This is a genomic window from Actinotalea fermentans (assembly GCF_007991475.1).
Classification (GTDB): Bacteria; Actinomycetota; Actinomycetes; order Actinomycetales; family Cellulomonadaceae; genus Actinotalea; species Actinotalea fermentans.
Genome location: NZ_BJYK01000012.1, coordinates 44,609 through 71,169, shown reverse-complemented (window position 1 = coordinate 71,169; position 26,561 = coordinate 44,609). Strand labels below are relative to the sequence as shown.

20 protein-coding genes are annotated in these 26,561 nt (G+C 74.1%); 10 read left to right on the top strand and 10 right to left on the bottom strand.

Annotated features, from left to right (window positions below; all coding sequences use genetic code 11):
- Positions 1 to 60: 60 nt before the first annotated feature.
- Together AFE02nite_RS15985 and AFE02nite_RS15980 are read right to left on the bottom strand one after the other, a co-directional pair.
- Positions 61 to 1,572: an MFS transporter gene (locus tag AFE02nite_RS15985; protein ID WP_034246478.1), complete on the bottom strand. Its 1,512-nt coding sequence runs from the start codon at positions 1,570 to 1,572 to the stop codon at positions 61 to 63.
- The gene (locus AFE02nite_RS15980; RefSeq protein WP_034246481.1) at positions 1,569 to 2,789 is read right to left on the bottom strand and encodes an amidohydrolase; all 1,221 of its coding nucleotides are present in this window, start codon (positions 2,787 to 2,789) and stop codon (positions 1,569 to 1,571) included. The genes AFE02nite_RS15985 and AFE02nite_RS15980 overlap by 4 nt, the downstream gene beginning before the upstream one ends.
- A gap of 171 nt (positions 2,790 to 2,960) precedes the next feature.
- Here AFE02nite_RS15980 and AFE02nite_RS15975 point away from each other — a divergent pair, with 171 nt between their 5' ends.
- From AFE02nite_RS15975 to AFE02nite_RS15930, 10 genes are all read left to right on the top strand, one after another.
- Positions 2,961 to 3,989, top strand: coding sequence for an Lrp/AsnC family transcriptional regulator (locus tag AFE02nite_RS15975; protein WP_034246484.1), 1,029 nt, complete (start codon positions 2,961 to 2,963; stop codon positions 3,987 to 3,989).
- Between the two features lies 1 nt (position 3,990).
- Positions 3,991 to 4,767 (top strand): YdcF family protein, encoded by a 777-nt coding sequence (locus AFE02nite_RS15970; RefSeq protein ID WP_146820024.1) that lies wholly within the window; start codon positions 3,991 to 3,993, stop codon positions 4,765 to 4,767.
- A 215-nt stretch (positions 4,768 to 4,982) separates the two neighbouring features.
- A complete protein-coding gene (locus AFE02nite_RS15965) occupies positions 4,983 to 6,536 on the top strand; it encodes a methyl-accepting chemotaxis protein (protein WP_261765670.1) in 1,554 nt (517 codons plus the stop codon).
- A 151-nt stretch (positions 6,537 to 6,687) separates the two neighbouring features.
- Entirely contained in the window at positions 6,688 to 7,044 is a 357-nt protein-coding gene (locus tag AFE02nite_RS15960) for an ArsR/SmtB family transcription factor (RefSeq protein WP_034246495.1), read from the top strand.
- A gap of 2 nt (positions 7,045 to 7,046) precedes the next feature.
- Complete coding sequence (locus AFE02nite_RS15955) at positions 7,047 to 7,526, top strand: NADH-quinone oxidoreductase subunit B family protein (RefSeq protein WP_261765669.1); 480 nt, start codon at positions 7,047 to 7,049, stop codon at positions 7,524 to 7,526.
- A complete protein-coding gene (locus AFE02nite_RS15950; protein WP_034246498.1) occupies positions 7,523 to 9,619 on the top strand; it encodes a proton-conducting transporter transmembrane domain-containing protein in 2,097 nt (698 codons plus the stop codon). The genes AFE02nite_RS15955 and AFE02nite_RS15950 overlap by 4 nt, the downstream gene beginning before the upstream one ends.
- Positions 9,616 to 10,575: a respiratory chain complex I subunit 1 family protein gene (locus AFE02nite_RS15945; RefSeq protein ID WP_034246501.1), complete on the top strand. Its 960-nt coding sequence runs from the start codon at positions 9,616 to 9,618 to the stop codon at positions 10,573 to 10,575. The genes AFE02nite_RS15950 and AFE02nite_RS15945 overlap by 4 nt, the downstream gene beginning before the upstream one ends.
- An 8-nt stretch (positions 10,576 to 10,583) precedes the next feature.
- A complete protein-coding gene (locus AFE02nite_RS15940) occupies positions 10,584 to 11,273 on the top strand; it encodes a hypothetical protein (protein ID WP_052113710.1) in 690 nt (229 codons plus the stop codon).
- Positions 11,273 to 12,808 carry a proton-conducting transporter transmembrane domain-containing protein gene (locus AFE02nite_RS15935; protein ID WP_146820022.1) on the top strand — a complete coding sequence of 512 codons (1,536 nt, stop codon included), beginning with the start codon at positions 11,273 to 11,275 and terminating at the stop codon, positions 12,806 to 12,808. Before AFE02nite_RS15940 ends, AFE02nite_RS15935 begins: the two co-directional genes overlap by 1 nt.
- Positions 12,805 to 14,304 carry a hydrogenase large subunit gene (locus AFE02nite_RS15930; RefSeq protein WP_034246906.1) on the top strand — a complete coding sequence of 500 codons (1,500 nt, stop codon included), beginning with the start codon at positions 12,805 to 12,807 and terminating at the stop codon, positions 14,302 to 14,304. The genes AFE02nite_RS15935 and AFE02nite_RS15930 overlap by 4 nt, the downstream gene beginning before the upstream one ends.
- A 107-nt stretch (positions 14,305 to 14,411) precedes the next feature.
- Here AFE02nite_RS15930 and AFE02nite_RS15925 read toward each other — a convergent pair whose 3' ends face one another.
- The 8 genes from AFE02nite_RS15925 to AFE02nite_RS15890 form a co-directional block, all read right to left on the bottom strand.
- Entirely contained in the window at positions 14,412 to 15,761 is a 1,350-nt protein-coding gene (locus tag AFE02nite_RS15925) for a glycoside hydrolase family 6 protein (protein ID WP_034246908.1), read from the bottom strand.
- Between the two features lie 94 nt (positions 15,762 to 15,855).
- Positions 15,856 to 18,846: a glycoside hydrolase family 48 protein gene (locus AFE02nite_RS15920; protein ID WP_052113755.1), complete on the bottom strand. Its 2,991-nt coding sequence runs from the start codon at positions 18,844 to 18,846 to the stop codon at positions 15,856 to 15,858.
- Positions 18,847 to 19,094: 248 nt separating this feature from the next.
- Positions 19,095 to 21,065 carry an allophanate hydrolase-related protein gene (locus tag AFE02nite_RS15915; RefSeq protein WP_146820021.1) on the bottom strand — a complete coding sequence of 657 codons (1,971 nt, stop codon included), beginning with the start codon at positions 21,063 to 21,065 and terminating at the stop codon, positions 19,095 to 19,097.
- The gene (locus AFE02nite_RS15910) at positions 21,062 to 21,775 is read right to left on the bottom strand and encodes a cysteine hydrolase family protein (protein WP_034246909.1); all 714 of its coding nucleotides are present in this window, start codon (positions 21,773 to 21,775) and stop codon (positions 21,062 to 21,064) included. Before AFE02nite_RS15910 ends, AFE02nite_RS15915 begins: the two co-directional genes overlap by 4 nt.
- On the bottom strand, positions 21,772 to 22,818 hold the full coding sequence (locus AFE02nite_RS15905) for a carbamate kinase (protein ID WP_052113756.1): 1,047 nt from the start codon (positions 22,816 to 22,818) through the stop codon (positions 21,772 to 21,774). Before AFE02nite_RS15905 ends, AFE02nite_RS15910 begins: the two co-directional genes overlap by 4 nt.
- On the bottom strand, positions 22,815 to 24,191 hold the full coding sequence (locus AFE02nite_RS15900) for a YlbE family protein (RefSeq protein ID WP_034246910.1): 1,377 nt from the start codon (positions 24,189 to 24,191) through the stop codon (positions 22,815 to 22,817). Before AFE02nite_RS15900 ends, AFE02nite_RS15905 begins: the two co-directional genes overlap by 4 nt.
- Positions 24,188 to 25,660 (bottom strand): acyl-CoA synthetase FdrA, encoded by a 1,473-nt coding sequence (gene fdrA / locus AFE02nite_RS15895; RefSeq protein ID WP_146820020.1) that lies wholly within the window; start codon positions 25,658 to 25,660, stop codon positions 24,188 to 24,190. The genes AFE02nite_RS15900 and fdrA overlap by 4 nt, the downstream gene beginning before the upstream one ends.
- Complete coding sequence (locus AFE02nite_RS15890) at positions 25,657 to 26,532, bottom strand: oxamate carbamoyltransferase subunit AllH family protein (protein ID WP_146820019.1); 876 nt, start codon at positions 26,530 to 26,532, stop codon at positions 25,657 to 25,659. Before AFE02nite_RS15890 ends, fdrA begins: the two co-directional genes overlap by 4 nt.
- Between the last annotated feature and the right edge of the window lie 29 nt (positions 26,533 to 26,561).

Here is a 26,561-nt window from a genome sequence, read left to right as displayed (position 1 = left end):
CGGCCCGTCGGCCACGTCCCCCACGTCGCTGTGGTCCGTCGCGACTGTGGTCAGTCGCTGTCAGTCGTCGTAGTACTTCCGGCCCTTGGGGACCGTCGCGAGGATCGAGATCACCGCGATCAGCGACAGGATCAGGTTGAACATGAACGTGATCATCCCGGCCTGCCGGATGGCCTCGTTCTCGTGCATGCCCTGGGTGACGAGCAGCTCGCCGAGGACCGAGACCCCCGAGCCGAGGAACGAGGTGAAGATCGTCAGCGAGAGCGCCGCGCCGATGGCCCCGCCGAGCGAGGATGCCATCTTGTAGATGCCGGCGCCCGCGCCGGCCTGGGCCGGCGGGAGGTTGGACAGCGCGGCGTCGGTCGACGGCGTCGCGTAGAACGCGAGCCCGATGCCGAACAGCGAGTAGGCGATCACCGCGAGCACCTCGTACTGCCCGACGAGGACGTTGGTCGGGACGAGGAAGGCGCAGGACAGCGCGACGATGCTCGCGCCCCAGACCATCGGCTTGCGCGGGCCGAACCGGCGCAGCAGCTTCTCGCCGACCCGGATGAACCCGATGATCGTGACGGCGTAGCCGATGGTCAGCAGGCCGGCCTTCCACGGGTCGAAGAGCTCGGGGCGGGCCAGCTGCAGCATCTGCTGGCTCACGATCAGCAGGCCGATCGTGGCGTTGAGCAGGAAGTTCGAGAGCGTCGCGCCGGAGAACGTGGGGTTCCTGAAGAGCTTGAAGTCGATGAAGGGCGCCTCCTTCGAGCGCTCCACCAGGAAGAACACCACCCCGCCGACGACGGCGACCGCCGCCAGGCCCAGCGTGGTCGCGCTGGTCCAGCCGATCTGGCGGCCGAAGATGAGCACGACCATCAGCGCCAGGACCGTCACCATGAAGATCAGCAGGCCCGGCAGGTCGAAGCGGCGGTGCGTCGACGCGTCCGCCTTGCTCTCCGGCGTCCCCCACATCAGTGCGATCGCGACGGCCGACACGGCGATCGACACGTAGAAGATCGTCTGCCAGGTGAGGTTCGACGCGACGAAGCCGCCGAAGATGGCCGCGACGCCCGAGCCGCCCCAGGAGCCGATGGACCACATCGACACGGCGCGCTGGCGGCCGGCGCCGTCCCAGTACGCCTTCAGCAGCGCCATCGTCGACGGCATGATGCAGGCCGCCGACAGGCCCTGGAGCGCGCGGCCGGTGAGCAGCATCGGCAACGTCGCGCCCGTGCCTGCGAGGACGAGCAGGAGGGAGCCCGCCATCCCGAGGAAGTTCCCGGTGATGGCGATGCGCACGCGGCCGACCCGGTCGGCCAGGCCGCCCATGAAGACGATGAAGAGCCCGGAGAACAGGGCGGTGATCGACACCGCGAAGTTCATCTGGTCCACGGTCACCAGCGGGTTCGCGACCTCGTCGATGGCGCCGCCGTTGAGGTCGGTGAGCATCGTCCGTGCGACGGTGCCGACCGTCCCGGCGAACATCCAGAACGTCAGGACGCCGAGGACGATGCCGATGAGGAGCTTGTCGTTGCCCTTGAAGGTGGGCGTGGCCGGTGTCTCGACGGCCTGCGTGGCGTTCACGAGAGGTCCTTCCCGAAGTAGGCCATGGCGGCGACGACGACGGCCTGCGTGCCGGCGTCGAGCGTGGGCTGGATGAGCGGTGCGAAGAAGGGCGAGTGGTTCGGGACGCCGGTCCCGGGCGCGAAGCCGCCGAGGCCCCAGTACGTGTACGGGGTGCCGAACGCGTCGGGGATCCGGCTGAAGTCCTCGCTCGCGGGCACGCGACCGAGCGGGATGACGCGCTCCGTGCCGAAGTGGGCCCGGAACGCCTCGGTGACCGTGCTCGTGACCTCGGCGTCGTTGTCGGTGAGCGGGAACTGGTCGTAGTACTCGAAGGTCGGCTGGTGGGGCGAGCCGGCGGCGGCGCACTCGCCGCGCACGATCCGCTCGACGGCCGCGACCACGCGCTCGCGGGTCCGCGTGTCGTAGGTGCGCAGGTTGACGAGCAGCGTGGCCCGGTCCGGGATGACGTTGCTCTTGCTGCCGGCGTTGAGGGCGCCCACGGTGACGACGGCGAACTCCCCGGGTGCGACCTCGCGCGAGACGATCGACTGCAGGCGCAGCACGATGGCCGAGGCGAGGACGACCGGGTCGACCCCGAGGTGCGGCATGGACCCGTGCGAGCCCTTGCCGAACACGGTGATCCTGATGCTGTCCCCGGCCGAGAGCACCGGCCCGGTCTGCGTCGCGAGCACGCCGGCCTCGTGGCCGAGGACGTGCTGGGCGAACGCCACGTCGGGGCGCGGGATGAGGTCGGTCAGGCCGTCGTCGACCATCGACCGGGCGCCGGCGGCGGTCTCCTCGGCCGGCTGGAAGAGCGCGAGGAAGGTCCCCGACCACGCGTCCCGCTGGGCGGCCAGCAGGGCCGCGGCGCCGAGCAGGCAGGTGATGTGCGCGTCGTGCCCGCACGCGTGCATGAGGCCGACCGTCTGTCCCGACTCGTCGACCGTGGTGTCCGTCGAGGCGTACGGCAGCCCCGTCTCCTCCTTGACCGGCAGCCCGTCGATGTCCGCGCGGCTGAGGACGACCGGCCCCGGCCCGTTCGCCAGGACCCCGACGACGCCACCACCTGCCGTCCGGACCTCGTAGCCGAGCTCGGCGAGGCGCTCGGCGATGAGCGTGCGGGTCTTCTCCTCGCGCAGGCCCAGCTCGGGGTGCGCGTGCAGGTGCCGGTAGAGCTCTTCCTGCCAGGTGCGGGTGGTGCCCAGGTGGCTGAGCACCTGGTCCAGTGCGGGCACGGTGACTCCTCTCCGATGAGGCCGCGACGGGTCCACGCGCGGCGGTCCTCGCCGGCCGGCGGGAGCCGGACTCGGCTCGGATGGATTCGGCTGCGGCGAACGATTTCAGGCTAGAGAGAGCACTACGATGGCGGCTGTGAGTGAAGGAAGTTGTCCACCTGGAGAGCCGTGATGAAGGATCCGGAACTCGACGAGGATGATCGGCGCCTGATCGCCGCCCTGCAGGTTCGGCCGCGCGCGTCGTGGACCGAGCTCGGCGCCGTCCTGGGGCTGAGCCCGGTCACCCTGGCCCGACGCTGGGCACGGATGTCGGCGGCGGGCGTTGCCTGGCTCACCGCGGCGCCGAACCTGCAGGCCGGGACCTCCGGCATGGGGCAGGGCGTCGCGCTCGTCGAGATGCGGGTGCCCCCCGGCCTGGTCCTGCCGATCGCCGCGCAGCTCGCGGCGGTGCCGGAGATCGTGACGATCGACCTCACCGCCGGCAGCCGCGACCTCGTCCTCACGGTGATCGCGGGGAGCGACGAGTCCCTCGCACGGCTCCTCCTCGAGCAGCTCCACGCCGTCGGCTCGGTGACCACGGTCCACTCGCACCCGGTGACACGCACCTACGTCGACGGCGGGAGCTGGCACCTGCCGGGCCTGACCGAGACGGAGCGTGCGCGCCTTGCCGCCCACCGGAGCCAGCCGAACCGCGCCCGCGTCACCCCGCTGATGGAGGCGGCCGCCCGCGAGATCGCCCGCGACGGGCGCGTGACGGCCGCGCAGCTGGCGGAGGCGCTGGACCTGCGTCCCCGGCGCGCCCGCGAGCTCCTCGGTGAGGTCGTCGGGACGGGGCGGCTCCGGTTCCGGACCGAGATCGCGCGGCGCCACTCCGGGTACCCGCTGTGCACCTGGTACTTCCTGCGCACCCCCGCGTCCCAGCGTGACAAGGTCGCCCAACGCATCGCCACGGTCCAGGAGGCGCGGGCGGTGGTCGCGGTCGTCGGGCAGTACGACCTGGCGATCGACGTGTGGACCAGGAACCTCGACGACGTCCACCGGCTCGAGGCGACGATCGAGGACCGGATGCCCGGCGTGCAGATCGTCGACCGCGCCGTCGTGCTCCGCACGGTCAAGCTGATGGGGCGGCTGCTCGACGACACCGGCGCGGCCACCGGCTTCGTCCCGCTGCCCGCCTACCTCAAGGGCGGGCCGATCTGAGATGCCCGCCCGTGACGACGCGCTCCGCGCGCTGCTCCTGCTGCTCGCGGCCGCCGGCCTGTGGATCTTCCTCCAGCCGGTGGTCGTCGCCGGGATCTGGAACGCCGGCAACGCGCTGGGGCTCGCGGCGAGCGCGGTGCTGGCCGCCGTCGTCCTGGCCTGGTCGACGCTGGCGCGGGGGCTGCGCGCGCTCGCGGGGACGCGACGCGGCAAGGCCCTGCTGGGGGCGGGCGCCGTCGCGCTCGGCGCGGGCGTCGTCTGGTGCGGCGTGCTCTCCGCGTGGATGCTGGCCGACGTCGGCGAGCCGCCCGACGCCCCGGCCGCCGTCGTCGTCCTCGGCTGCCGCGTGGAGGGCGACACCCCGAGCCAGGCCCTCCAACGTCGGATCGACACCGCCGCCGACTACCTCCTGGCGCACCCCGGGGTCCCGGTCGTCGTCTCCGGCGGCATGGGCGACGGCGAGCGGATCAGCGAGGCGGAGGCGATGCGCCGGGGCCTCGTGGAACGCGGCGTCGCGGACGACCGCATCCTCCTCGAGGACCGCTCGACGTCGACGCTCGAGAACCTCACGAACTCCGCCGCGATCCTCGCCGAGAAGGGCCTGGGCTCCTCGGTGGTCGTGGTCAGCGAGGGCTACCACCTGCACCGGGCGCTGGGGATCGCCGACCGCGTCGGGCTCGACGCGGACGGGCTCGCCGCGCCGAGCCCGGGCTGGCTCCTGCCCACCTCCTGGGTCCGCGAGTGGGTGGCCCTCACGCTCGACACCGTGCGCCGGTAGCTCGCTGGGAGGCGGGCCGTGGAGTGGCCGTGGTGTGACCGGGCACACGGTAGAGCGCGCCTCGTGATGCTCACCGGGGCCGGTGCGTCGCCGATCGGTCTGGTGACCATGAAACGACGAAAGGTATGTCGGTGACGCAGCACGGCGGATCCCAGGGTTCGACGACGGTTCACGAGGGCGGGGTCCGCGGACGGAGGAGGTTCCGGGATCTGCCCGTGGCGCTGCGCATCGGCTCGGCAGTGGGTGCGCTCGCGGTCGTCTCCGTCGTCATGGGAGTGCTCGCGATCAGCACCGCGCAGGCGCTGAGCGACGGCCAGGACGACATGTACCAGACGCACGTGCTGCCGATGGACCAGCTCGACGAGATCCAGCGCACGCTGCAGGGCAGCCGCGTGCGCGTCAACTCCTACGCGTTCGAGCAGGAGGAGCGGCGCCCGGCCCTCGAGGCGGAGATCGCCGAGCGCGAGGCGACCCTCGTGGCGCTCGTGGAGGAGTACCTGCCGAACGCGGCGGACCCCGAGCGCGCCGCCGCCGGCCTCGCCTCGGCGAAGGAGTTCCACGCGGCCTTCACGTCGCAGTTCGTGCCGGCGGTCGACCAGGACGACGAGGCGGAGGTCTCGGCGATCTACGACGACGCCGTCTACCCGGCGTCCGACGCCGCCCTCGACGCGTTCTCGGCGGAGGCCGAGGAGCAGGCGGCCGCTGCCGCCGAGGAGAACGACAAGGGCACGGCGCTCATGGCCTCGCGCCGGACGCTGCTCATCGCCGCGCTGGTCGCGGGCCTGAGTGCAGCGCTGGTGCTGGCCTGGCTGGTGGTGCGCGGCATCACCGCGACGGTCGTCGAGGTCAAGGCCGCGGCGGACGCGCTGGCCACCGGCGACCTGACGCGGGAGCCGCGCGTCGACTCCCGGGACGAGCTCGGTCAGATGGCCCGGGCGCTGGCGGACGCGCAGGCGTCGTTGCGGAGCACCCTCGCCCAGGTCGGGCAGGCCTCCGGGACCATCGCCGCGGCGTCGGAGGAGATGTCGGCCGCGGGCACCCAGGTCGCGGCGGGCGCCGAGGAGACCGCGGCCCAGGCGGGCGTCGTCGCCGCCGCGGCGGAGCAGGTCTCGCGCAACGTGGAGGCCGTGTCGGCCGGTGCCGAGCAGATGGGCGCCTCGATCCGGGAGATCGCCCAGAACGCGCACGAGGCCGCGCGCGTGGCGGAGCAGGCGACGGGCGTCGCGGCCGCGACGAACGCCACGGTGACCCGGCTCGGCACGTCGAGCCAGGAGATCGGCAACGTCGTCAAGCTCATCACGACGATCGCCGAGCAGACGAACCTGCTGGCGCTGAACGCGACCATCGAGGCGGCGCGGGCGGGCGAGGCGGGCAAGGGCTTCGCGGTCGTCGCGGGCGAGGTCAAGGAGCTGGCGCAGGAGACCGCGAAGGCGACCGAGGACATCGCGCGCCGGGTGCAGGCGATCCAGGCCGACAGCGCCGACGCGGTGACCGCGATCGGCCAGATCACCGAGATCATCAGCTCCATCAACGACTACCAGATGACGATCGCCTCGGCGGTGGAGGAGCAGACCGCGACGACGACGGAGATCTCGCGCGGGGTCACCGAGGCGGCGACCGGGTCCAGCGAGATCGCCACGAACATCACGGGGGTCGCGACCGCGGCGTCGACCACGACCGAGGTCGTCTCGCAGATGGAGACGTCCACGCGGGAGCTCGCGCAGATGTCCGCGGACCTCAAGGCGCAGGTGGACACCTTCACCTACTGAGCGCGTCACCTGCTGGGCGCGTCCGGAGGTGGCCACGTCCTGAGGTGGCCACCTCCGGGCGGGCTATTTCAGCAGTTGCTGAAATAGCGAACTGCTGGACCAGTGATACCGTCCTGCCGTGCAGGCGAGTGGAACGGGAGATCGAGGCGCGATGACCGCCCCGCACGTCCAGATGAAGGCCGACCTGTTCAAGGCGATGGGTCACCCTGCTCGCATCCGCGTGCTCGAGCTGCTGAGCGAGCGGGCGTGGGCCGTCGGTGAGATGACGGCGGAGCTCGGCGTCGGCGCGTCCGGGCTCTCCCAGCACCTGGCGGTGCTGCGGTCGGTCGGCCTGGTCCAGGCGCGACGCGAGGCCTCCACCGTGTACTACTCGCTCACGACGCCGCGGACCGCGGAGCTCCTCACCGTGGCCCGGCAGCTGCGCGCCGACCTGCTCACCCAGCAGATCGAGGTCCTCACCGACCTGCGCGCCGATGACGAGCAGGCCGTCGAGCGAGCGGACGGCTGAGGGTGCACAAGCTCCTGCGCACGATGCTCCGGGTCGGTCGGATCGCCGAACCGGCGGGCACCGCGCCCGCGCCCTCCGAGGCGGCTCTCGCGCCCACCGGCTCCGTGCAGGTCCGGCACGTCGACGCCGGCTCGTGCAACGGCTGCGAGATCGAGATCGGCGCCGCCTTCGGCCCGGTGTACGACGCCGAGCGGTACGGCGCACGGATCGTCGCCTCCCCGCGGCACGCCGACGCGCTGCTGGTCACGGGCCCGGTGACGCGCAACCTCGCCGAGCCGCTGCAGAACACGTACGAGGCGATGCCCGCGCCGCGCCGCGTCGTCGCGATCGGGGACTGCGCGCGGGGCTGCGGCGCGTTCGCGGGGGCGTACGGCGTCGTCGGGGCGGTCGGTGACGTCGTGCCCGTGGACCTCGAGGTGCCCGGTTGCCCGCCCCGGCCCGAGGACGTCGTGGCGGCCCTGCGGGAGCTGACCGGCCGATGATCCAGACGGGACTCTGGCTCGTCGCCCTCGGGGCGCTCGTCGGCGCCGCGGCGGTCGTCGTGGCCCCCGAGCGGCGCCGGCACGTCGTCGCCGGATCGGTCACCGCGCTCGTCGGCGTGGGCGGGGTGCTCGCGGGGCTCGGCGGCCTCGGCGGGTCGACGTGGACGGCCGTCGCACCCGGACTCCTCCCGCTCGGGGAGGCGCGCCTGGCGGTCGACGCGCTCTCCGGCGCGTTCCTGCTGCTCATCGGCGCGGTCGCGGTCGCCGCCGGGGTGTACGGCATCGGGTACACCGCGCCGGGCGGCCGGCACGCCCAGGACCTCCCGGCGGCCCACGACCAGCACCTGCCCGACGCCGCCGCGCACCACGCGAGCCCGGCCGCGTCCCGCACGGCGCAGGCGACGGTGCCGCTGTTCGTCGCGGCCATGCTCCTGGTCCCCGCGGCCGCGAGCGTCACGACGTTCCTGGTGCTCTGGGAGCTCATGGCCCTCACGTCGCTGCTCCTGGTGCTCACGGAGCACCGGCTGCGCGCCTCGGTCCGGGAGGCGGGCCTGTGGTACGCGGGCATGACGCACGCCGGCCTCGTCGCGATCATGACCGCCTTCGCGCTCGTCGCCGCGAACGTCGGCGGCGAGAGCTTCGACGCGATCCGCGCCGGCGCCGCCGACCTCTCGCCGACGGTGCGCACGGTCGCGCTCGTCCTCGTCCTGCTCGGCTTCGGCTCGAAGGCCGGCATGGTGCCGCTGCACGTGTGGCTGCCGCGCGCGCACCCCGAGGCGCCGAGCCACGTCTCCGCGCTGATGTCCGCGGCCATGGTCAAGCTGGGCGTCTACGGCCTGATCAGGGTCGCGTTCGACCTGCTGGGCGGCGCGCCGCGCTGGTGGGGTCTGCTCGTGCTGGCCCTCGGCTGCCTCTCGGCGCTCTACGGCGTGCTGCAGGCGAGCGTCGCCGTCGACCTCAAGCGCCTGCTCGCCTACTCCACCAGCGAGAACGTCGGCCTCATGCTCATCGGCCTGGGCGCGGCCGCGGTGTTCGCCGCCGACGGCAACCGCGTGCTCGCCGGCGTCGTCATGGCCGCCGCGGTGCTGCACGCGTTCAACCACGCCGCGTTCAAGACCGTCCTCTTCCTCGGCGCCGGCTCGGTGCTGCGCAGCACGGGCCTGCGCGACCTCGACGCCCTCGGCGGCCTCGTCCGTCGGATGCCGGTCACGACGGCGCTCGTCGCGGTGGGCACACTCGGCGCGGCCGCGCTGCCGCCGGGCAACGGCTTCGTGTCCGAGTGGGTGCTGCTGCAGGGTCTGATCCACTCCGTCGGGCCGGGCGGCTCACCCGTGGTCGCCGTGAGCATCCCGGTCGCCGTCGGCGTCGTGGCGCTCACCGCCGGCCTCGGCGTCGCGACCTTCGTCAAGGCGTTCGGCGTGGGCTTCCTGGCGCTGCCGCGCTCGACGGCGGCGGCCGAGGCGACCGAGAGCCCGCTGCCGATGCGCGTCGGCATGGGGCTGGCCGCCGGCGTCTGCCTCGCGCTCGGGCTCCTGCCCGCGGTGGCGGCACGGCCGCTCGACCGCGTCCTCGGCGTGCTCCCGGAGGTCCGCAGCATCGACCCGCTCGCCGACAGCGCCGTCACCCTGCGCCTGAACGGCATCGCCGGCTCGATGTCGCCGCTGGTCATCGCCGTGGGGCTGGTGCTCGCCGGCACGGCGGTGGTGGCCCTCGTGCGGCGCCTGAGCCGCGGCGTCCCGCGCCGCGTCGCCCCTGCGTGGGGGTGCGGTGCGATCGAGCGCGACCCGCGCCAGGAGTACACGGCGACGTCGTTCGCCGAGCCGCTCACGCGCGTGTTCGACGACGTGCTGCGTCCCGAGCAGGACGTCGACGTGACCCCGCTCGCCGAGTCGCGATACCTCATCGAGTCGGTGACGTTCCGGCAGCGCGTGCCCGACCGGCTCGAGGCGCGGATCTACCCGCCGCTGCTGGCCGCGGCGACCGCGTGGGGCCGGTGGTCGCGGCGGCTCGCCCGCGGCAGCGTGCACACCTACCTCGCGTACGGCTTCGTCGGCCTGCTGGCCGCCCTGCTCCTGGCGGGGGTGACCGGATGAGCGCCGGCGAGGTCGTGGGCGCCGTCGTCGCGTCGCTCGTCCAGGTGGTGGTCGTCGTCGTCGGCGCGCCGTACCTCACGGGTCTGATGCGCCAGGTGCGCGCCCGGATGGAGGGGCGCGCGGGGGCCGGCGTCGGGCAGCCAGCCCGTGACCTGCGCAAGCTCATGGCCAAGGAGGCCACGAGCCCGGAGGGCGCCAGCTGGGTCTTCCGCGCGGCGCCGCTCGTGCTGATGTCCACGGTCGTGGTGCTCGCGGCGGCCGTCCCGTTCGTCACCACCGTCACGCCGGTGTCCGGGGCGAGCGACCTGTTCGCCGTGGTCGCGGTGCTCATGCTCGGCACCGTCGCGCTCACGCTCGCCGGCCTGGACACGGGCACCGCGTTCGGTGGCATGGGGGCGAGCCGCGAGGTGACGGTCCTGGCCCTCGCCGAGCCGACCATCCTGCTCGCGATCTTCGCGCTCTCGGTGCGCGTCGGCTCGTCGGACCTGGGGGACATCGTCGAGGGCGCGCTCGCCACGCCCAGCCAGCTGTTCTGGCCGGCGAGCCTGCTGGCGGCGGTCGCGTTCGCCGTCGTCATCGTCGCCGAGACCGGGCGGCTGCCCGTGGACAACCCGTCCACCCACCTCGAGCTGACGATGATGCACGAGGCGATGGTGCTGGAGTACTCCGGCCGCGACCTCGGCATGGTCGAGCTCGCGTCGTGGTCGCGCCTGGCGATCCTGCTGGGCCTCGGTGTGAACCTCTTCGTGCCGTGGGGCGTGGCCACCTCGCTCGCCCCGGCCGCCCTGGCCCTGGGCGTCCTGGCCCTGGTCGTGAAGGTGTGCGTGCTCGGGGCTGCGCTCGCCGCCTTCGAGGTGTTCATGGCCAAGCTGCGCCTGTTCCGCGTGCCCGAGCTGCTCGCCGGGTCGCTGCTGTTCGCCCTGCTCGCCGTCACCGCGTCCTTCTTCCTCGCATGAGCGCCGCCATGACCACCATCGCCGCCACCGCCGCCGGCCCGACGGGCGTCGCGTCCGTCCAGCTGCTCGACCTGCTGTGCGGCGGGGTGCTGCTCACCGCCGTGCTGATCCTGTGGCGGCGCGAGCTCGCCGCGATCGTCCGGCTGCTCGCGCTCCAGGGCGTCTTCATCGCGGGCCTCGCGGCCCTCGTGGCCGGCGCCGAGGGCGGCGTCGCGGGCTACCTCGTCGCGCTCGGCGTGCTGGCGCTCAAGACGTTCGTCATCCCCGCGGTCCTGCGCCGCGTGCTCGCCGACAGCGGCGAGGCCCGCGAGACCGAGCCGCTCGTGAACGTCGCGGCGTCGCTCCTCGCGGCTGCGCTGCTCACCCTGCTCGCGTACGTGGTGAGCCAGCCGCTGGTCGCCCTCGCCCCGTCCGCCGCGACCCGGGCGCTGCCGGTGGGGGTCGCCGTCGTGCTGCTGGGGTTCTTCGTGCTGGTCACGCGGCGGCGCGCGCTGTCCCAGGTGGTCGGCTTCCTGCTGCTCGACAACGGCATCACGACGACGGCGTTCCTCGCCGCGTCCGGCGTGCCGCTCGTGGTCGAGCTCGGGGTGTCGCTCGACGTGCTGCTGGTGGTGCTGGTGCTGCAGATCCTCGCCGCGCGGATGCGCACGACCTTCGGCGGCACCGACCTCGACGAGCTGAACGAGCTGCGTGACTGATGACCGCCACCCTGATCCTCCCCGTCCTCGCCCCGGCGCTCGCCGCGCTCGCCGCCGCCGTGCTCGGCTGGCGTCGATGGGTCGCGTGGGCCGGCGTCGCCGCGTCCGGCGTCGTGCTCGCCGTCGGTGTCGCCCTCGCGGCGGCGACGGTCGACGGCTCGGTCCTCGAGCTCGCCGGGACCCTGCGCGCCGACGCGCTGACCGCCGTGATGCTGCTGGTCATCGGCGCCGTCTCGGTGATCGCCAACTGGGTGGGCGTCGGGTACGTCGACCGCGAGCTGGCCACCGGGGAGACGACGGCCCGCGGCGCGCGCCGCTACCAGGTGCTCGTGCCACTCTTCGTCGCGACGATGGCGGGGGCGGTGCTCGCGAGCAACCTCGGCGTGCTGTGGGCGGCGGTGGAGGCGACGACGATCGTCACCGCGTTCCTCGTGGGGCACCACGGCGGCCGACGCGCGGTCGAGGCCACGTGGAAGTACGTGATCATCTGCTCCGTCGGCATTGCGCTGGCCTACCTCGGCACCGTGCTCGTCTACTACGCGTCCCAGCACACCGGCGGCGCAGGCGCGGGGGAGGGCTCGCTGGACTGGGCAGTGCTCGTCGCGCGCGCCGGCGAGCTCGACCCGGGCGTGATGCGGATCGCCGTCGTCCTGCTGGTGCTCGGGTTCGGCACGAAGGTCGGCCTGGTGCCCATGCACTCGTGGCTGCCCGACGCGCACAGCCAGGCGCCCGCGCCCGTCTCCGCGCTGATGTCCGGGGTGCTGCTCTCGGTCGCCGCGTACGCGCTGCTGCGGTACCGCGTCATCGTGGCCGCGGCGCTCGACCCCGACTTCCTGCGGGTGCTGCTGCTCGTCGTCGGCATCGGCTCGGTGGCGCTCGCGGCGTCCATGCTCATCGTCCAGCGCGACTACAAGCGGCTCCTGGCGTACTCGAGCATCGAGCACATGGGCCTGGTGATGATCGGGCTCGCCGTCGGCACCCGGCTCGCGATCGCTGCGCTGCTGCTGCACGTGCTCGGCCACGGCCTCGCGAAGGCCGTGCTGTTCTGCGCCTCCGGCGAGATCCTGCACGAGACGGGGACCACCCAGGTGGCGGGCATGCGCGGGCTGCTCGCGCGCCGGCCGGCGCTCGCGGGCGCCTTCGGGCTCGGCGTCGCGGCGCTGCTCGGGCTGCCGCCGTTCAGCCTGTTCGCCAGCGAACTCGCCCTGGCACGGGCGGCCGCGGGGGAGGGGCTGGCCTGGGTGGTCGGGGTCGCGCTCGTCCTGCTGCTCGTGGTCTTCGTCGCCGTCGCGCGGCCGGTCGCGGGGATGCTCCTGGGCGAGGCCCCGGCGTCCGACGCCGAGCGCGGCGTCGCCCCGGAGGCGGGCGCGGACGCCGCGACGGCCGGTGCGGAGGCCGCGACCGCCGTCGCGCGGCGCGTGGTCGTCCCCGTCGCGCCGCTCGTCGTCGGCCTGGTCGCGCTGGCGGTGATCGGCGTGCTCGCACCGCTGGACGGCCTGCTCGAGACCGCTGCGACGATCGTGGGGACCCGATGAGCGCGACCGGACGGACCACGCGGCCGGTGACCGCCGCGGAGCTGCCGGGCGAGCTGTCCCGGCTGCTCGACGACGGGTACCGGCTGACCCTCGTCGCCGCGCACGAGGATCCGGACGCCTTCCGCGTCGTCTACCTGCTCACCGCCGCGGGGCCGGACCGGCGCGTCGAGCTCGAGCTGCGCACGGACCTGGCCGAGCCGCGGCTCCCGAGCATGGCGGGCCTGTCCTTCCCGCTCGGCCGGTTCGAGCGCGAGATGCGCGACCTGTACGGCATCGTGCCGCTGGACCACCCGCTGCCCCGCCGCCTCGTCCGCCACGCGCACTGGCCGACGGGCTGGTACCCGGCGCGGTCCGACGCCGGCCCGCCGCCCCCGTTCGCCCCCGAGGCCGCCTACCCGTTCGTGCGCGTCGAGGGGCGCGGGGTCTACGAGATCCCGGTGGGCCCGATCCACGCGGGGATGATCGAGCCCGGCCACTTCCGCTTCTCGGTGGTCGGCGAGACCATCCTCAAGCTCAAGGCCCGCCTGTGGTTCACGCACAAGGGCCTGGAGAAGCTCGCGGAGGGCTGCACGCCCGAGGAGGCGTTCGCGCTCGCGGAGCGGGTCAGCGGTGACACCACCGCCGGTCACGCGGCGGCGTTCGCGCTGGCCGTCGAGGAGGCCCTCGGCTGGCAGGTGCCCGAGCCCGCGCAGGCCGCGCGCGCGGCGCTGCTCGAGCTCGAGCGGCTGTACAACCACGTCGCCGACATCGGCGCGCTCTGCAACGACGTCGGGTACGGCGTGCTGAACACGCACGCCCAGCGGGTGCGCGAGGGCCTGCTCCGGCTCAACGAGGAGGTCACGGGTCACCGGCTGCTGCGCGGCGGCGTCGTGCTCGGCGGGGCGCGCCTCGCTGCGGTGCCCGACGCCGCGCGCGTCGCGCGGATCGGGGACGAGATCGCGGAGATCGTCGACCTCGCGCTGCGCAACAGCGTGGTGGTCGACCGGTTCACCGGCACGGCCACCCTGGCCGCCGAGAACGCGCGTGAGATCGGGGTGCTCGGCTACGTCGCCCGCGCCAGCAGCGTCGACGTCGACGCGCGCCGGGACCACCCCTTCTGCGAGGCGACGACGGCGGTGCGGTCCGCGGTGCGGACCGAGGGCGACGTGCTCGCGCGGTTTCTCGTGCGAGCCGAGGAGGTGCGGGCGAGCGTCGAGCTCCTGCCGACCCTGCTCGCCGGCCTGTCGGCGGGCGACCTGGTCGCGCCGCCCCCGCGCGTCGGCCCGGCCCGCGCGGCCGGCGCACGAGCCGGGGTGGGGCTGGTCGAGGGCTGGCGCGGCACGATCGCGCACCGCGTCGAGCTCGGCGCGGACGGGCGCCTCACGCGCCTCAAGGTCGTCGACCCGTCCTTCTTCACGTGGCCGGCGCTCCCGGTGGCGTTGCGGCAGACGATCGTCGCCGACTTCCCGGTGACCAACAAGAGCTTCAACCTGTCCTACGCGGGCAACGACCTGTAGCGCTCGCCGGGGACGAGGCTCGCGCGCCGGAGGTCCCCCGGTCGGGACCGAGGGACCACCGGCGCGTCAGCTCACCGGCGAGTGGCGGCTCACCGGTGAGCGTCAGTTCACCAGGCGGCGTTGCGGGCGAGCTCGAGCGCGATCTCCTGCCACCACTGCCCGGCGGCGGGGCCGCCGTTGCAGGTGCCGTCGGACTCGCCCGGCAGCTTCACCCACAGCAGGGCGTCGAGGTTCGTGCCGTCGTCGACCAGGCGCGGACGCTCGCCGAGGGCGCGCCCACGCGGGTTGCACCACTCGCCGTTGGAGCCGTTGCCGTTGCGCGAGGTGTCGACGACGAAGTCGCGCCCGCCGACGAGCGCGGAGATCCGCTCGCCGTAGGCCCGCGACTCCGTGGTGGTCCGGTAGTTCGACGTGTTCAGCGCGAAGCCCACCGCGTGGCTGAAGCCGACGAGGTTCAGCCGGCGCGCGGCCTCCTCGGCGGACAGCCAGGCGGAGTGGCCGATGTCGAGGTAGACGCGCCCGCCGGCCTCGGTGAGGGACTGCGCGGCGTAGCGCAGGTAGCCGACCCGGTCGCCCTGGCCGCTGCAGTCGCCCAGCTGTGCGAGCGCGTCGGGCTCGAGCACGACGATCGGGTTGCCGACGATGGCGTCCGCCACCGTGTCGACCCAGCGTGCGTACTCGGACTCGGCGACGCCGCCGCCGGAGTAGGAACCGCAGTCACGGCCGGGGATCGCGTAGATCACCAGGGTGCCGGTGGCGCCGGCCTGCTGGGCGCGGCGCGTGTAGTCACCGGCCGCCGAGGCCGCCGCCGACGGCGACACCCAGCTGCCGATCCAGGTCGCGGCGGGCGTCGTCGAGATCTTCTCGATCAGCCGCTTCGTCTCGCCCGTGGCCGTGGCCGCCGCACGGGCCGCCTGGGTCGTCGGGTCGACGTAGAGCGCGCCCGACGGCGTCGGGTCCGGGGTGGGGTCGGGCGTCGGGTCCGGGGTCGGGTCGGGCGTGGGATCCGGGGTCGGGTCGGGCGTCGGCCCGGGGTCCACGACGCCGGTGCACGCCACGCCGTCGAGCTCGATGCCGGAGGCCGACAGCGTGCTCTGCCCGCGCGTGCCCTGGAAGCCCACGCTGATCGTCTGGCCCGTGCCGAGGCGCGCGTTGTAGCCCGCGTCCCGGACCGTGACCTCCCCGCCGGACTGCCCGGCGAGCGTCGCGTTCCACGCGTTGGTCACCCGGGCGTCGCCGGCGAGGTCCCAGCCCACGGTCCAGCCGTCGAGGGGGTCGCCCAGGTTCGTCACCGTGACGGTCGCGGTGAAGCCGCCGGGCCACTGCGACGTCGGGGCGAAGGTCGCCTGGCACCCCGCCGCGGCCTGGGCGGGCGTCGCGGCGACGAGCGCGATCCCGATCAGTGCCGCGGCGGTGCCGGCGGCGGTGGCCGTCCGGGTCCGTCGTTGCGTCGTCATGAGTCTCCTTGAGGTCGTCGTTGCATCCGCTTTCACGGCCGGTGGTGCCCGGGGTGGCCCGGTCCGCCACCGGACCGGGCCACCCCGGGGGTCGTCACGGCGTCGTGCAGGTCACGGCAGGCCCCGTGGTGGGCGCCGAGCCGGAACCGATGAAGCCGTAGCTGGTGGACGCCCCGGCCGCGAGCGCGCCGTTCCAGGCCGCGTTGGCGACGGTGACGGCGGAGCCGGAGCCGGACTGCGTGCCCGACCACAGGTGCGCCACGGTGGAGCCGGACAGCGAGAACGCCGTCGTCCAGCCGGTGATCGCCGACGTGCCCGCCTTCACCTCGACCGTGGCCTGGTAACCGCCGGGCCAGCTGTTGGCGACCGTGAACGTCGCCGTGCACGCACCCGTGCCGGTGCTCGGCAGGGTCCGGAACGAGACCGTGGCGGACGGGACCGACACGTTGCCGGCGGCGTCCGTCGCGATCACCCGCACCGCGTACGCCGTGTCGGGCGTCAGCGAGCCGAGCGTCACGCTCGTGGTCGTCGACGTCGCGAGCCGCGTGCCCGTGGCGGACTGCACCTCGTAGCCGGTCACCCCGACGGCGTCGGTGGACGCCGCCCAGGTGATCGTCGCCGACGTCTGGGTGATGCCCGAGATCGCCGGGGTGCCCGGCGCCGTGGGCGCCGTCGTGTCGCCACCCGCGGCCGTCCGGAACGTGACGGTGCCCGACGGCACCGAGACGTTGCCGGCCGCGTCACGGGCGACGACCCGCACCGTGTAGGACGTGTCAGCGGTGAGCCCGGTGAGGGCCGCGCTCGTGGTGCTCGACGTCGCGAGCCGCGTGCCCGTGGCGGACTGCACCTCGTAGCCGGTCACCCCGACGTCGTCCGTCGAGGCGGCCCAGGTGAGGGTGGCCGACGTCGCGGTCACGGCCGACGCCGTCGGCGTGCCCGGCGCCGTCGGGGCCTGCGTGTCCGGGTCGCCGGGGTCCTCGCCGCCGAACATCCGGTCGTAGTCCGCGAGCGCTTTGGCGATCTCGGCCTGTGCCCAGAACCGGTGGTAGCGGAACTCGGGCGCGGCACCGCCGTCGAGGTAGGCCTGGACCTTGGACCAGTCGGGGTCGTCCTCGTAGAACGACCGGATGTCCAGGAAGCTCACGCCCGGGGTGATGACGTCGCCGTTCGGCATGGTGCCGGACCAGCCCTGCGGCACGTAGACGCCGTCGCCGCTGGTGCTCGTCATGACGTCGTCGAACCGGCGGTAGTCCTCGCGGACCTCGGGCGCCGAGACGCCCTTGTCGTCCTGGTTGTTCGCCCAGATGGAGTCGAGCAGGTCCTTGGCGTTGGCCTGGGCCTCGTCGTCCCCGGACGCGGCCGCCCAGTAGATGAGGGTGCGGGCCAGGGAGCCGGCGACGCCGACGTCCTGGCCGTGGTCGCGGACGGTGACGTGCAGGTTCGCGTTGGCGCCCGGGTTCGCGGGGTTCCACGTGTCGGGCGCCCCGCTCCACGCGAGGGTGCCGGGCACGCGCCAGTCCGCGCCGGAGAAGGTCGTGTTCGCGGTCACCCACGGGACCCACGTGTCGAGCAGCGCCTCGGCCCGCTCGTCGCCGGTCTCGTAGTACAGCTCGGCGATGCGCTCCATGCCCCAGACCTGCATGCCGAACCACTGGTTGCTCGGCGGGTCGTTGTAGACCGGGGCCACCGTGTAGGCCATGCCGTAGAACGTCGGCGTGCCGGCCGGCGGCGTCGCGTAGGCGCCGTCCCAGCTGTTCGTCGCGCCGCCGGCGATGGCGCCGTCGGCCGACTGCAGCCAGCGGTAGAACTCGAGCTGCCGGTCGAAGCTCGCCGTCCAGTCCGCGACCGCCGTCGCGCCCTCGGGCTGCAGCGCCGGGACGGTCGACAGGGCGTAGGCCGCCATCGGGTTCTGGTAGCCGAAGTGCGCGTGGCTGGAGCCGATGCGCCAGGCCCAGGCCGAGCTCGTGTCGACCGCACCGCCCCAGGCGTAGTACCAGGACAGCAGGTAGTGGGCGCTGTCCTTGCCGGAGCCCGCCGCGCAGCTCGGCGACGTGCAGCCGATCGTCTTGAAGTACTTGTCGAACAGCGCGTACCGCAGGTAGTCGCCCATCCGTGCGGCCTTGGCGACCGTGCCGGCGATCTCGGCGGCCTTGCCCTGGTCGGTGGCCCACTCGTTCGCCCAGTAGATGGCCTGGATGGCGCGGGCGTCGGCGTCGGGCGCGTTCGTGTACTTCCACTGCTTGGCGTAGCTGCTGTCACCCGTGAAGAGGTCGAGGTAGCCGTTGCGGCCGCCGAACTCGAACTCCTCGCAGGACGGGTGCGGGATCGTCTCCCACACGGACTCCTGCGGGCCGCGCTGGAACGTGTTGATGTACGACGTGCCCTCGTAGTCCGGGCCGAGCGTGCAGCCGGCTCCCGGCGCGGCGCCGAAGCCGTAGACGTTGTCGACGTCGGCGAGCCAGTGCATGCCGTAGATGTCGCTGGTGCCGTAGGCGGACCGGAGCTCGGCCGCGATCGGGTCGCGGCCCACGGACACCCCGGAGCTCAGGGCCGACGGGTAGCGGCTCGGGTGGTTGTACTCCGACGCGTAGGTCGCCGGTGACGACGGGTTGTACGCGGCGTTGGTCGGCTGGTCCGCCTGCTGGGGGATCATGTACCGCTCCATGGTCGCCCACGCCTCGTTCAGCGGCTCCCACTCGCCGGTCACGTACCCGTAGACGGCCTCGAGCTCGATCCAGTAGCTGTAGGCCTCCGACGTGGTCTCGTGGCCGTAGTCGGGAGCCTCCACCATGAGGGTCTCGACGGCGTGGTACGGGATGCCCTGGTCGCTGAAGTAACCGTTGGCCGGGTCCTTGATCGTCGAGTACAGCGCCAGGAAGCGGTCGCGGTACTCACCGTCCACGGCGTCGGGGTCGGCGGCGGTGGCGACCGTCGTCGGTGCGGAGACCGGTGCCGCGACCTGCGTCGCGGGCGAGCCGGTCGCCGCGGGAGCGGCGGTGGCCGGTGCCCAGGCCGCCGCGGTCACGAGGCTGCCCAGTGCGCCGATGGCGATCCAGGCGTGGCGTCGTCGTCTCGGACCTGACATGTGTTCCCCCATCTCGGTGCCCGGCCGCGCTCGCGGCCCGGCCGAGCCAGGGGACGCGACGGTGCGGCGTGTGGTGGCGCCGTCGTGCGCTGACGACGGCGCTGCACCGACGGTGCGGCAGTGGGAGCGCTTCCGGTACCGCCTGAACCGTTTAGCCCTCGACGTTGCCGCCGGTGCCGCACGCCCGTCCGCCAAACGCACGAGGCCCTCCCGACGGTCGTCGGGAGGGCCTCGTGGTGGGGTGGCCGTCAGGCGGTGGTCACCGCCGCGCGGTACTGCCGCCAGCCGCCGTGCTCGGTGATCTCGGGGTGCTGCTCGGCGAGCTCGCGCCGGTAGAGGATGCCCGGGACCCTCCGGCCGTCGGCCAGCTCGACCGGGCCGCGGTAGAGCCCGGCGGGCTCGCCCTCGATGACCCGGAGCAGGACCTCGGCGGGCACGTGGTACAGCTCGCCGTGGATGGCGGCGCCGCCCTCCTCGTCGTCGGCCACCTGGTACATGCCGGGGTGGACGTCCCCGATGGTGTGCACCCGGTAGCGCGGCGCCGTGGTGGTCTCCTCGAGCAGCTCGGCACCGTCGAGGTTGCCGTGCAGCTCGAGCCCGCGCATGAGCGTCCCGTTGACGAACAGCAGCTCGTCGTCGAGGGTGTCGTCCTTCTCCCTGCGCAGGTACCAGCCGAAGGCCGCGAGCAGCGCCGCGAGGAAGAGATAGCCGAGGGTGACGCCCGGGGAGGCGTTCACGGCGACCTCGACCGCGTTGATCAGGCCGAAGAACGACAGCACCGCGGCGATGACGGCCGTCAGGGCGGCCGCGTACATCTTGCGGTCGATGACGAAGCAGGCGACCGCACCGAGCAGGATGCCCACGAGCACGGCGCCCTGGCCGAGCAGGTGGAGCCCGTCGTAGATCACGCCGTTCGCGATGAGGGAGTCGTGACCCACCTCGGCCGCCGTCGTCCCGGCCGCAGCCAGGGCGTTGTTGATCTGGCCGGTCGCCCACTCCGCGATGCTCGGGATCATCGCCAGCACGATGGCCGGCGCGTACCGGCGCGCGTTCACGTTGAACGCCTGGCCGCCGATGACGAGGCCGATGTAGAGCAGCACGGGCACGAGGGCCTGCATCGGGAAGACGGCGAGGAAGGTGCCGACGAGGCCGGTGAAGCAGACCACCGCGACCACGATGCCCGTGGCGAGCGAGTAGCCGACGCGACCGCCGACGGCCTTCCAGCCCGGGTGACCGATGTAGACGGCGGGCGGGAACGGCGAGCCGAGGAAGGAGCCGACGACGGCGCCGAGGCCGTCCGCGGCGAGCACCTGGCGGGTCGAGTACCGGTCGCCGGCCGCGGCCGCCGACTCGACGTTCGTCATGCCCTCGGTGAAGTTGTAGATGCCGAGCGGGATCGCCGAGGCGAGGAGCGGCGCGATGTCCGCGAGGCCGGTGACGACGTCCGTCGTCGGGAACGGCAGGTGCAGCGCGAGGTCGCTCAACGACTGGGAGACCGCGCTCGGCTCGAGGATGCCGGACCAGCCCAGCGCGACCGCGACCCACGCGATGGCCGTCGAGACGAGGACCGCGACCAGCCCGACGGGCGCGTCGAACGGCATCCGCCGCCCGCCGAGCCAGCCCACCAGGATGAAGCCGAGCGCCACGAAGGCGATCCACGGCGCCTGCCACATCTGGGCGGCAGGGCTCATCGAGATGAAGGTGATCGAGATACCGGCGAGGGCGCCCAGGAGCGCCGCGCGCGGGGTCCAGCGGCGGATCCACGGCCCGAACACGGCCCCGAGCAGGACGATGCAGCCGATGATGAACGCCCACGCCAGGCCGGCGCGCCAGGCCGCGATCGCGTCCTGCCGCTGCAGGTACACCGGCAGCATGACCACGAACACGACGATGAACGTGTGCGGGACGCTCGGCCCGTAGGGGAGGGCCGTCACGTCGGTGCGGTTCTCGCGGCGGGCGAGCCGGCGCGCCAGGATCGCGTACCAGATGTTGCCCAGGGGGAGGGCGATGCCGAGCGCCGGCAGGATCCGGCCGTAGACGGTGTCCGACGGGATCTGCACCACGGTCAGGCACAGACCCGTCAGGACGATGACGTTGAGCAGGACGTTGGTACCCAGGCCGAAGAGGCCGTTCCAGTCGCCCTTGGTCCACCAGGCCAGGCGGACCCGGGGCTCGGTGGAGCCGGTGGCGGCGGGCGCCGCCGGTGCTGTGGTGCTCACTGCCCGACCTCCTCGTCGGTCGTGACGGTCCCGGCCTTCGCCGGGGCGTGGGGGATGGCGTCGAGCAGGGCGTCGGACGTGCCGACCCAGCCGACGATCGCGCCCTGGGCGGAGAACATCGCCAGGGCGGACTCGTGGAACTCCGGGAAGTACGACCCGGTGCAGTCGGCGAGGATGAGCGACTCGAAGCCGCGGTCGTTCGCCTCCCGCACGGTCGACTGAACGCAGACCTCGGTGGTCACGCCGGTGACGACGAGGTGCGTGATGCCGCGCGCCCGCAGGATCGTCTCCAGGTCCGTCGCGTAGAACGAGCCCTTGCCCGGCTTGTCGAGCACGACCTCGCCCTCGACGGGCGCGAGCTCGGGCACGATGCCGTGGCCCGCCGAGCCGCGGACCAGGAGCCGGCCCATGGGTCCCTCCTCGCCGATGCGCAGGCTCGGGTTGCCCCGGTCGCGCTTGCTCGGGAAGAGGTCGGTGAGGTCGGGGCGGTGGCCCTCGCGGGTGTGGATGACCGGCCAGCCCTGGCTGCGGAACAGGTCGAGCACGCGCTTGGTCGGCTCGATCGTGGTGCGCAGGCGCGAGACGTCGTTGCCGAGGGACTCCCCGAAGCCGCCGGCCTCCATGAAGTCCCGCTGGAAGTCGATGCAGAGCAGCGCGACGTGGTCGGGGTCGAAGGTGAACGGGAACGGGTCAGCTGTGACGGTGATCATCGGTCCTCCTGTGTCCTCATCGGTGAGGCTGGCGCGGTCGGTGCGGTTCCGGGAAGCCCCCGGGCGGTCAGATGGGTCCCGGTGCGTCCGGCGAGCGCGTCGCGCAGGCGGGGCAGGGACGTGATGACGGCGTGCCGTCCGCCGTCGGCGACGAACTGCAGGGCGGACTCGACCTTGGGGCCCATCGATCCGGCCGGGAACTCCCCGGCGGCCAGGTGGGCACGGAGCTCGTCCGGTCCGACGTCGCGCAGCGCGCGCTGGTCCGGCGTGCCGTAGCCCACGTAGACCTCGTCGACGCCGGTCACGAGCACGAGCGTGTCGACGCCCGCGGAGGCGGCCAGGAGCGCGGAGGCGCGGTCCTTGTCGATGACGGCGTCCACGCTGTGCCAGGCGTCCTCCCGCTGGACGACCGGGATGCCCCCGCCGCCCGCGGCCACGACGACGGCACCGGACTCCATGAGCGAGCGGATCTGCGCCGACTCGACGATGAGTCGCGGGCGCGGGCTCGCGACCACCCGGCGGAACGTGCCGGGCGTCGTCTCCGTCACCGACCAGCCCTCCTGGGCCTCGCGCAGGCGGGCCGTCTCGGCGGTCATCGTGGAGCCGATCGGCTTGGTGGGGTGGGCGAAGGCCGGGTCCGCCGGGTCGACCTCGGCGTGCGTGAGGACGACGACGGCGCGCGTGGCGAGCCCACGTCGCTCGAGCTCGCTGTCCATCGCGAGGGCGAGGATGTGCCCGATGCCGCCCTGGGAGTCGGCGACCGCGAGCCACAGCGGCAGCTCGGGCAGCCCCTCGAGGGTCGTCTCGGGCGCGACGAGCTCGCCGCGGCGCAGGATGAAGCCGACCTGCGGGCCGTTCCCGTGGGTGACGAGGATCGTCCAGCCGTCCGCGACCAGGTCGGCGACCTGCTCGGCGAAGCGCGCCGCGCGCTCCTGCTGCCGGACGATCGAGCCGGGCTCGCCGTCGAGCACGAGCGCGTTGCCGCCGATGGCGACCAGCGCGGTGCGGGACGCGCCCGCCGGGGCGAGGGGGGTGGCGGTCATCGGGCGACCCTCGCCTGGTGCAGCGCGCGGACGGCCAGGACGAACACCTCGGACGGCGCCGTGACGATGCCCGCCCCGATCTGCCCGACGCCGGCCTCCTTGTGCGCGATGCCGGTGTTGATCACCGGCAGGACGCCGGTGTCCAGCACCTTGAGCACGTCGATCCCGCTGGGCGAGCCGGCGAAGTTCAGGGGCGGCAGCGGGAACGCCGGGTGCGGCCCGGTGGTGATGCGGCGCATCCGGCGGGTCGTCTCGACCGCGTCGTCGGGGGTGCCGCCCACGAACTGGGTGATGGCGGGGGAGGCGGCCATCGCGAAGCCGCCGATGCCGAGCGTCTCGGTGATGGCCGAGTCGCCGAGGTCGGGGTTGGCGTCCTCGATGCCGTAGCCGGGGAAGAAGAGACCGTCGGCGGGACCCACGGGCGCCGTGAACCACCGCTCGCCGGTGCCGGCCACGCGCAGGCCGAACTCCACGCCGTTGCGGGCCATCGCCGTGACGACGGTCGAGCCCTCGACGCCGACGGCGGCGTCCATGGAGAGCTTGGCGCCCGCCATCGACAGGTTGAGCGCGAAGTGGTCGTTGCCCGCGAGGAAGCGCAGCGCCTCGACGCCGTGCTCGTGCTGGGCGACGAACGGCGCGAGCCGACGGGTGAGCAGGCTGGTGGCGGCCATGTTCCGGTTGTGGCCCTCGTCGCCCATCGCCAGCGCCTGGCCGATGAGGGAGGTGACGTCGACCGGCCCGGCCGCCGCGAGGGTGGCGTCCAGCACCGGCCCGAGGACGTCGCGCATCCAGCGCAGCCGGGTCACGACCTCGTCGTCGAACGCGCCGAAGCGCAGCACCTTGCCGAGACCCTCGTTCAGGGAGGCGTACGCCTGGCGACCGCCGTCCTCCACGACGAGCACCGGCATCGACGGCGCGACCACGCCCGCCATCGGCCCGACGGCGCCGTGGTGGTGGCACGGGTCGACGGCGATCTGGCCGGTGTCGAGCAGGTGCTCCGCCTCCGCGGGCGTCGCCGCCCAGCCCTCGAACAGGGCGGCGCCGACGAGGGCCCCGCGCATCGGGCCGCACATCCGCGCCACCTCGATGGGCGGACCCGCGTGCAGCAGGGTCCGGCCCTGGTCCATGCCGGGCACGACCTCGCGCGCGGGCCGGATCCGGACCAGCTGGGGTCGCACCGCGTGCACGGCCGCCATGGCGCGCCGGTTCGCCTCGCGCGTGACGTCGTCGTCGAGCGCCACGGCGAGCCGCGCGGCCTCGGCGTCGCCGAAGGCCGGGGGACGCCAGTCCAGCTGGACCACGTCCTGTGCCGGGACGCCCTCCACGATGACGGGCAGGCCCACGTTGAGGACCCGGATGCCTCCGGTGATCATGCGAGCTCCTTCCGGGTGGCGACGGCCGCTGCCGTGCGGGCCGCCGCGGCGTTCGAGGGGTGGACGACGACGCCGGCCGCGGCGAGGGCCCGGCGCGCGGCGTCGACGTCCTGCGGGTCGGCGTCGGTGCCGCAGACCGAGCCGACGACGAGCAGCTCTCGCCCGTCGGCGCGCGCCGCCGCGACGGCGGCGGCGACGGCCTCGGCGAGCGGGGTGGCGGGGTCCGCGGCGGCCCCGTGCCCGAGCACCAGGTCGACGAGGAGGATGCCGATCTCGGGCCGGCTGCCGGCCTCGACGACCATCGCCGAGCGGCCGCTGGGGTCGATCATCGGATGCGGTCGGCCCTGCGTGTACTCGTCGTCGCCCAGGTCGAGGATCTCGGGCGTGACGCTGGCGCGGCCGAGGACGACCTTGGCCTCCGAGGCGAGGGTGCCGCCGGTGTACAGGCCGAGCACGCCGCGCGCGGCGGGCAGGGCCACGCCCTCGGGCAGGCGCGGCTGCTCGTCCCCGAGGTCGAGCTCGGCGCCCACGAGTGCGGCGGCGGTGCGGGCCCCGGCCTCGAGGGTGCCGCGCACCGGCACGGGGCCGTCGGCGTCGTCCTCGCCGAGCAGGCAGGCGACGGCGGGCTTGCCGAGGGTGGCCAGGCGCGCGAGCAGGCGCTCGGCGACCTCCGCGGCCGGCGGCTTGGAGACGACGACGACCACCTGCGTCGCGTCGTCCTCGGCCAGCAGGTCCAGGGCCAGGTGCGTCATCGTGCCGCCCACCGCGAACGAGAGGTCGCGGCCGCCGACGCCGACGACCTGGGACACGCCCGTGCCGGCCCGGTGCAGCAGGCAGCTGACCTCCTGCGCACCGGTCCCGGAGGCGGCGACGATGCCCACCGGCCCGCGCCGGACGACGTTGGCGAACCCGAGCGGGACGCCGTCGAGGATGGCCGTGCCGCAGTCCGGCCCCATGAGCAGGAGCCGTCGCTCGGCCGCCATGGCCTTCAGCCGCACCTCGTCCTCGAGCGGCACGTTGTCCGAGAAGCAGAAGACGTGCAGGCCCGCGCGCAGCGCCTGCTCGACGACGACGGGCGCGTACGTCCCGGGGGTCGACACGGTGGCGAGCGTGGCGCGGTCGCCGGTCGCGAGCCCCTCCGCCACGGTCTGCGGGGCCGGTGCCTCGTGCGCGCTGCGCGCCGACTCGACGGCGGTCAGGCCGGCCTCGGCGGCGTCCAGGGCGGCGGCGACGGTCTCCTCGTCGACGGCGCGCACGACGACGACCAGGTCGTCCGGCGCGGTGGCGAGATCGGCGGGTCGCATGTCGGACCGGTCGAGGATGTCGAGGTTGCCGGGGGTGCCCATCACGGCGCCGACCCGCACGACGCCGTCGCGCTTCTCGATCGTGGACGCGAGCGCCATGAGGGTCACGGAGTCGCGGTAGAGCCGCGGGAAGACCCGCGCGGCGAGAGTGGTGGTGGCGCTCATGCGCTGCTCCTCATCAGGAACGGGACGGTGGACGGGGAGGCCGTCGCGGCGGTCCCCAGGACGGCGGCGGCGGCGCCTGCCGCGAGGTCGAGGCCGGAGCTCGCGCCCCAGGTGCGGGCCTGCCGCACGACGGCGGGCACCAGGTCGGGGTGGGCGGTCGCGTCGAGCAGGCGGTGCACGCGCTCGGCGACCTCGCCGTGCAGGGCCGCCCGCAGGTCGTGCTGGGAGACGAGCGTCGTGCGCCGCAGGAGGGCGGGCAGCGCCTCGCGCACGCGCTCGGCGGCCGCGCGGGACCCGTGGTCGCCGCGGCGGTCGAGGCCCGCCAGCACGCCCACGACGACGTCGTCGCCGCTGGGGGTCGACCCCGGGCCCACGCCGACGAGGTGGCCGAGGGCGGCGTCGAGCGCCGTGCCCGGGCCCGTCACGGCCGCCGCCACGAGCGCGGGCGCCTGGCGCCGGACGGGCCGGGGGTCCATCGGGCCGCCGGTGCCACCCGGCGTGTCGCGCGGCGCGCGGACCGCCTCCGCCCACAGGGCGCGGGCGGCGCGGACGTCGGTGGCCCCGGGACGCACGACGAGATCGGTCCGCCGGGCGGCGGCGAGGACGGCGGACCAGGCGGTCAGGTCGAGCACCGGCAGGCGGCCGGCCGCCCGGGCGAGGTCCGCGGCGTCGTCGTCGGTGGTCAGGCACAGCCCGCCCGGGACGAGGCCACGGGCGGGTGCGGTGATCGGGAGCAGGCGTCCCGTCGTCGTGCGCAGGAGGATGCCGGTATGTCCGACATGGACGGTGGACAGCGCGGCCAGGTCAGCGGCGACCGGGCCGGTCGTCGCTGCGCGCAGAGCCCGAGGGCTCGCGGGCTGCCGTGTCGTCATACTGGGAAGGTACGAAGGTGGGGCGCTCC